Origin of the sequence: Binatus sp. (SeqCode) (genome assembly GCF_036522015.1) — a bacterium.
Taxonomy (GTDB): Bacteria; Desulfobacterota; Binatia; order Binatales; family Binataceae; genus Binatus.
Window position 1 is genome coordinate 1 of record NZ_DATDGQ010000209.1, and the last position, 5,477, is coordinate 5,477.

At 62.4% G+C, this 5,477-nt stretch carries 5 protein-coding genes and 1 pseudogene; 2 read left to right on the plus strand and 4 right to left on the minus strand.

Annotated elements, in window-relative coordinates; genetic code table 11:
* From VIW95_RS09065 to VIW95_RS09080, 4 genes and pseudogenes are all read right to left on the minus strand, one after another.
* Positions 1-432: pseudogene (locus tag VIW95_RS09065) on the minus strand (histidine phosphatase family protein); the annotation flags it as partial.
* A gap of 13 nt (positions 433-445) precedes the next feature.
* Positions 446-1,042, minus strand: a complete 597-nt coding sequence (locus tag VIW95_RS09070; RefSeq protein WP_331585585.1) for a YceI family protein — start codon at positions 1,040-1,042, stop codon at positions 446-448.
* Between the two features lie 72 nt (positions 1,043-1,114).
* On the minus strand, positions 1,115-2,413 hold the full coding sequence (locus VIW95_RS09075) for an MFS transporter (RefSeq protein WP_331585587.1): 1,299 nt from the start codon (positions 2,411-2,413) through the stop codon (positions 1,115-1,117).
* On the minus strand, positions 2,406-3,161 hold the full coding sequence (locus tag VIW95_RS09080) for an enoyl-CoA hydratase/isomerase family protein (RefSeq protein ID WP_331585589.1): 756 nt from the start codon (positions 3,159-3,161) through the stop codon (positions 2,406-2,408). Before VIW95_RS09080 ends, VIW95_RS09075 begins: the two co-directional genes overlap by 8 nt.
* A 153-nt stretch (positions 3,162-3,314) precedes the next feature.
* On the opposite strand from VIW95_RS09080, the gene VIW95_RS17605 reads away from it, so the two are divergent.
* Together VIW95_RS17605 and VIW95_RS09090 are read left to right on the plus strand one after the other, a co-directional pair.
* Positions 3,315-4,016: a TetR/AcrR family transcriptional regulator gene (locus VIW95_RS17605; RefSeq protein ID WP_414645278.1), complete on the plus strand. Its 702-nt coding sequence runs from the start codon at positions 3,315-3,317 to the stop codon at positions 4,014-4,016.
* Positions 4,016-5,477 (plus strand): 4-hydroxyphenylacetate 3-hydroxylase family protein (locus VIW95_RS09090; protein WP_331585593.1); only part of this gene is annotated, 1,462 nt, incomplete at its 3' end. The genes VIW95_RS17605 and VIW95_RS09090, both read left to right, overlap by 1 nt.

The following is a 5,477-nucleotide window of genomic DNA, read 5'->3' on the forward strand; positions in this document are numbered from 1 at the left end:
CGCGGCGGGCGATGTCATCGAGCCATTGCCGCACGCGCGCCGTGAAGTCGTCCAGCGTCTCGCCGTCGGGAGATCGGAAGTACCAATCGTAGCGTCCGGCCCCGTCAAGCGCCGTCGGCCATCGCGCCACGACTTCATCTCGCGTCATGCCGGCCCATGAACCCAGATTGATTTCCGCGAGCCGTGCGTCTGTTTCGATTTGCCGCGACTCTATTTCCAGCGCCTCGCAGATGATCTCCGCCGTCCGGCGAGCGCGGCCGAGCGGGCTGCTGACTACCGCGTATCCCGTCGAGTCTCCGAGCAGTTCGCGCAGAGTGACACCCATTCGACGAGCCTGCTGACGCCATGCTCGGTGAGAGGCGAATCGAGTTGTCCCTGGAACCGGCGTTCGCGATTCCACTCGGTCTCCCCATGCAGCGTCAGGTAGAACACTACGAGCGCATCGCTACTTTTTGATCGCCTCGACGTCGATCGAAATCGCGACTTCGTCGCCGACCATCACGCCGCCGGCCTCGAGCGGCTGATTCCAGGTAAGACCGAAATCACTGCGCTTGATCTTCGTCGTCGCCGACGCGCCCGCGCGCGTGTTGCCCATCGGATCGTTGATCGGCGCCCCGGTTCCTTCAACCTCGAGCACGACCGGCTTGGTTACGCCATGCAGCGTCAGGTCGCCGGTCACTTTCCACTTGCCCGGGCCATCGACTTCGACTTTCGTGGATTTGAACGTGATGGTTGGGAACTTGTCGACGTCGAGAAACGCGGGACTCTTCAGATGAGCGTCGCGCTTGTCGACGCGCGTGTTGATCGACGTGGCATCGATCGTCGCGTCGATTTTTGCCGACGTAGGATCCTTGCCGTTGACATCGACCGTTCCCGAGGTCTTTTGAAATTGCCCCTTTACGTTCGAGATCATCATGTGGCGCACGCTGAACTCGACGTTGGTATGCGCGGGATCGATTTGCCAGGAATCGGCGTGCGCAAGGATTGGTAGCGCGACGATCATTGCGATCCCTACCGCGGCTTTCGAGATCCAGGATTTCATTGGCAGGCTCCTCCAGTTGGAACGGTTAGCGAGCATTGAACACGCGCCGTGGGGTGTCTTACAAGGACGAAATTACGACGGCGCCGCGTCCATGCCGACCGACTTGAGCCGGGTGAGCAACACCACGCCGCTGAGCAGGATGACCACGCCGCATATCACGACGGTCTGCATCGGGCCCAGGTGCGAGCCCATGTAACCGACCTCGAGCGCGCCGATTGGGGTCATCCCGACGGCGGCGAGTTGATAGGTACTCATCACGCGGCCGCGCAGATCGTCGTTGACGAACATCTGCACCAGCGTGTTGTTGCATGCTCTGAAGTTGGTCAGCCCTGCGCCGATTACGAATTGCGCGGCCAGCGACAATGCGAACGAGCGCGACATCCCGAAGATCACGATTCCGACCGCCGAGAGAAAAAGTCCTGCAAGCAGATTGTTCCTCATTCCTCGCGTGGACACGCGCGACGCCAGCGTGGCCGCGCCGGCGACCGAGCCGAGTCCCTGAATCGCGACGAGGAATCCGTACGTGCGAGCGTCGCCGTGGAGCACGTTCTTGGCGAATAATGGAACCAGCACCAGGTACTGATAGCCGAAACCGTTGGTCACCGCGGCCAGCGCCATCTGGTAGAAGATCGGGCGGTTGCTCCAGACATAGGCAAGTCCTTCTCGCAGTTGATGAATCATGCGCGCGCCGGTCACGGCAATCACCCGCGCGGGAATTTCCATCTGCGTTAGACTCCAGATGACGGCGAGAAAGCTTACGCCGTTAAGGAAAAAACAGGTGCCGATGCCGAGCCATGCGATCAGCAATCCCGCCGCGGCCGGGCCCAGCATGCGCGCGCTGTTGAACATCATTGAATTGAGCGCGATCGCGTTGGCGAGATCATCGTAACCTACCATCTCGACCACGAACGACTGGCGGCCGGGCATGTCAAACGATCCGATGGTGCCGTTGAACGCAGCGAGAAGAATGACGTACCCGACGCGGACGGTGCCGGTCCACGTCAGCGCCGCCAGCGTGAAGGCGCTCAGCATCAGCAGGATTTGGGTGGTGATTATCAGGCGCCGGCGATCGACGCGGTCCACGATGACCCCGGCGAACAAACCGACCAGCAGGATTGGAGTGAACTGCGCGAACGACACGACGCCGAGCATCGTCGCCGAGTTGGTCAATTTCAGCACCAGCCACGCCTGCGCGGCGCTCTGCATCCAGGTTCCCGCGAGCGAGGTAAGCTGGCCGAAGAAATAGAGACGGTAGTTGCGATGCCGCAGTGCGCGAAACGCGCCGCGACGCTCGCTTGAAGGTTCACTCGGCGGTTGGAGCTGGCCGGGTTGGCCGGTCTCCACCGCGGGCGCGCCGTCAATCTCAGGCACGGCGCGCCGACTTATTGGTAAACGCGGCGATGCGCTCGCGCATATCCGGGTCGACGCCGGGGTTTCGGTACACCTCATGCGCGAGGCCGGCGCCGAGCGGCAATCCGTCGGTCTCGATCAGCAGGCGCTTGTTGGCGCGATGACTGAACCACGAATTGGCGAGGATCGTTTCGGCCAGCGCGCGCAATTGACTGTCGAACGAATCATCCGGCACACAAATGTTCGCGAGGCCCATCGCGGCCGCCTCGACCCCCGAGTAAGTGCGGCAGGTCAGCATCATCTCGCGCGCCTTCGAAGGCCCGACGCGTCGCGGCAGCCGCTGGCTCATCCCCCAGATGGGAGTCAGCGCCCATCGAGCTTGAGTGTCCGCGAATTTCGCGGACTCCGCCGCGACGATCAGGTCTCCTGCCAGCGCCAACTCGAGCGCGCCGGTGTAGCAATGTCCATGCACGGCGGAAATGACCGGCTGCGGCAGGTCCGCGAGCCGCTCGATCGTTTCAGATTGAAAGTTAGGCTTGGGCGGGCGCTCACCTTTCGCGATGTCCGCGAGATCGTGACCTGCGGAGAAGCACTTGCCGGCGCCGCGCACGACGACCAGGCCGATGCGCTCGGTCTCGTGCGCAAGCTGGTCCACGTGGGCGCGCAATTCGACGAACATCTCGAGGTTGAGTGAATTAAGTTTCTCGGGGCGATTCAGGGTGAGAGTGGCGAGACCGTCCCGGTCTTCGCGAAGTACTAATCCAGCCATAATTGTCCTCCGATCGAGATCGCAGCCTAATCAGCACGACGCAGGTTCGCAAATATGCGAGTCCGAAATTCAGCGGATGCGTTTGACAGATCGGGCGAATCTTAGTAACTGATGAGCATGCTCATAACTGAGCGTGCTCAGTTCAAAATGAAAATGCGGAACGAAAGTCCAGGCCGGATTGAACGCGGCAAACGCGACAAGCTCGATCGGATTAAACGCGCTGCACGAAAACTCTTCGGCCGCAAAGGCTTCGAGGCTACCACCACGCGCGAAATCGCCGCCGCCGCCGATATCGGCGCCGGCACCCTGTTCCTCTATGCCGGCACCAAGGAGGATCTCCTGGTGCTGCTCTTCCGCGATGAGATCGGCCGCGTCGTCAATGACGCGTTTGCGACGATGCCCGCGCGGCCACTGCTCGATCAGGTGCTGCACCTGTTTGGAGCGATGATCGCGCTGCACGAGCGCGATCGCGGCCTGGCCCGCGTATTCGTGAGAGAACTTCCGTTCGTCGAAGATCGCCGTCACGGCGTGGCCGAAATGATGGCGTCGATGCTCGGCGGGATCGCCGACCTTATCGAGCAAGCGAAGTCGCGCGGCGAACTTCATCCGGACGTCCCCGCGAGCCGCCTCGCGCACAGTCTGTTCGCCCTCTACTTCTTCCAGTTGCAGCGATGGCTTGGCGGCGATCCGATTACAAGCCGGCAGCGCGACGACAGCCTGCGCGCCGCGCTCAAACTGCAGCTCGAAGGGTTGCGGAACGGTCGTCCGAAGACACGCGCGATCAAACACTTCCATCGCGCCGTTCGCTCGCTTGGCCCTGTGGTATCGAGACGAATCGTACGAGGAGGCCGCTGATGGCAGCACGCACCGGACGCGAGTTCCTTGCTGGACTTTCCAGACCGCGCGAGCTCTGGGTCGGCGCCGACAAGGTCACCGACATCGTGTCGCATCCCGCGTTTGCGGGAGCGGCGAATACGCTGGCGCGGATTTTCGACCTCCAGCATCAGGCGCGCGACGTCTGCCTGATGCCGGATCCCGAGACCGGCGAACCGATCAACGTGAGCCACCTGATCCCGCGCTCGCTGGCCGACCTCGAGCGCCGTCACGCCTGCCTGCAGACAATCGCGGAGTTCACCGTTGGCCTGATGGGCCGTACGCCCGACTATATGAATGTCACCTTCGCCGGATTCGCGGGACGCGCCGACGAATGGGCCGTCAACGGCAACGAGCGTGGCGCCGCGAACCTTGTCGCGTACCAGAAGATCCTCGCACGCAAGGACCTCTCGCTGACGCATACCATCATTCATCCCACTATCGACAAGGTCAAAGGCGATGTGCCGGAACCGGGCAGCGACGTCGCACTGCACAAAGTCACCGACACTGCGCATGGGATCGTCGTGCGGGGCGCGAGAATTCTCGCGACGCTTGCGCCGTTTGCCGACGAGATCGCTGTCTATCCTGCCGTACCGTTGACCGAGGGCACCGAGGCGTACGCGCTTTCGTTTTGTGTGCCGACGGATACGCCGGGGCTGAAGTTCATCTGCCGCGACAGTTGCGCGACCGCGCCAAACAAGTTCGACCATCCGCTGTCGAGCCGCTTCGACGAGCAGGACGCGTTCGTGATTTTCGACGACGTCGAGGTCCCGCGCGATCGCGTCTTCATCGACGCCAACCGCGTCGCCTACAATACCGTGATGGCGACCGGCTGGTATCCGAACATCATGCAGCAGACGATGATTCGGGCGCAGACCAAACTCGAGTTCGCTTACGGGCTAGCGACGAAGATGGCCGAAGCTATCAACGACGTTTCGCCGGCGACCAAGCAAATGCTCGGCGAAATCTGGACGTACGCGGAGTTCGCCCGCGCGGCGATTCACAGCGCGGAGGTTGAAGCGTTCGAATACGGCAACGGCGTCTGGTTCCCCAACGGCGGTCCGCTCGCTGCTTTGCGCGCCGCGCTACCAACCTGGTTTCCGCGCGTCGCCGAGATCATCACGCTGATCGGCTCGCACAATCTGCTCGCCGCGCCGACGGGCGCGCAACTTAACGATCCGAAGCTCCGCCCTCTCATTGACCGTTATCTGCGCGGCGCAGGAACGACGAACGCCGAGGAACGCGCGCGAATCTTCCGACTGGCGTGGGACTTCGTCGGCAGCGCGCTTGCCAGCCGCAACGAGTTGTACGAGCGCTTTTACCTGGCGTCGGGCGCGCGAAACTATCAGATTGCACAGGCACTCGCGCCAAAGGAACGCGCGCGCCGCTTGGTGGATGGAATCCTTGGAGAACCGCCAAGGCCTGCGGACCTGCAAGCCACTC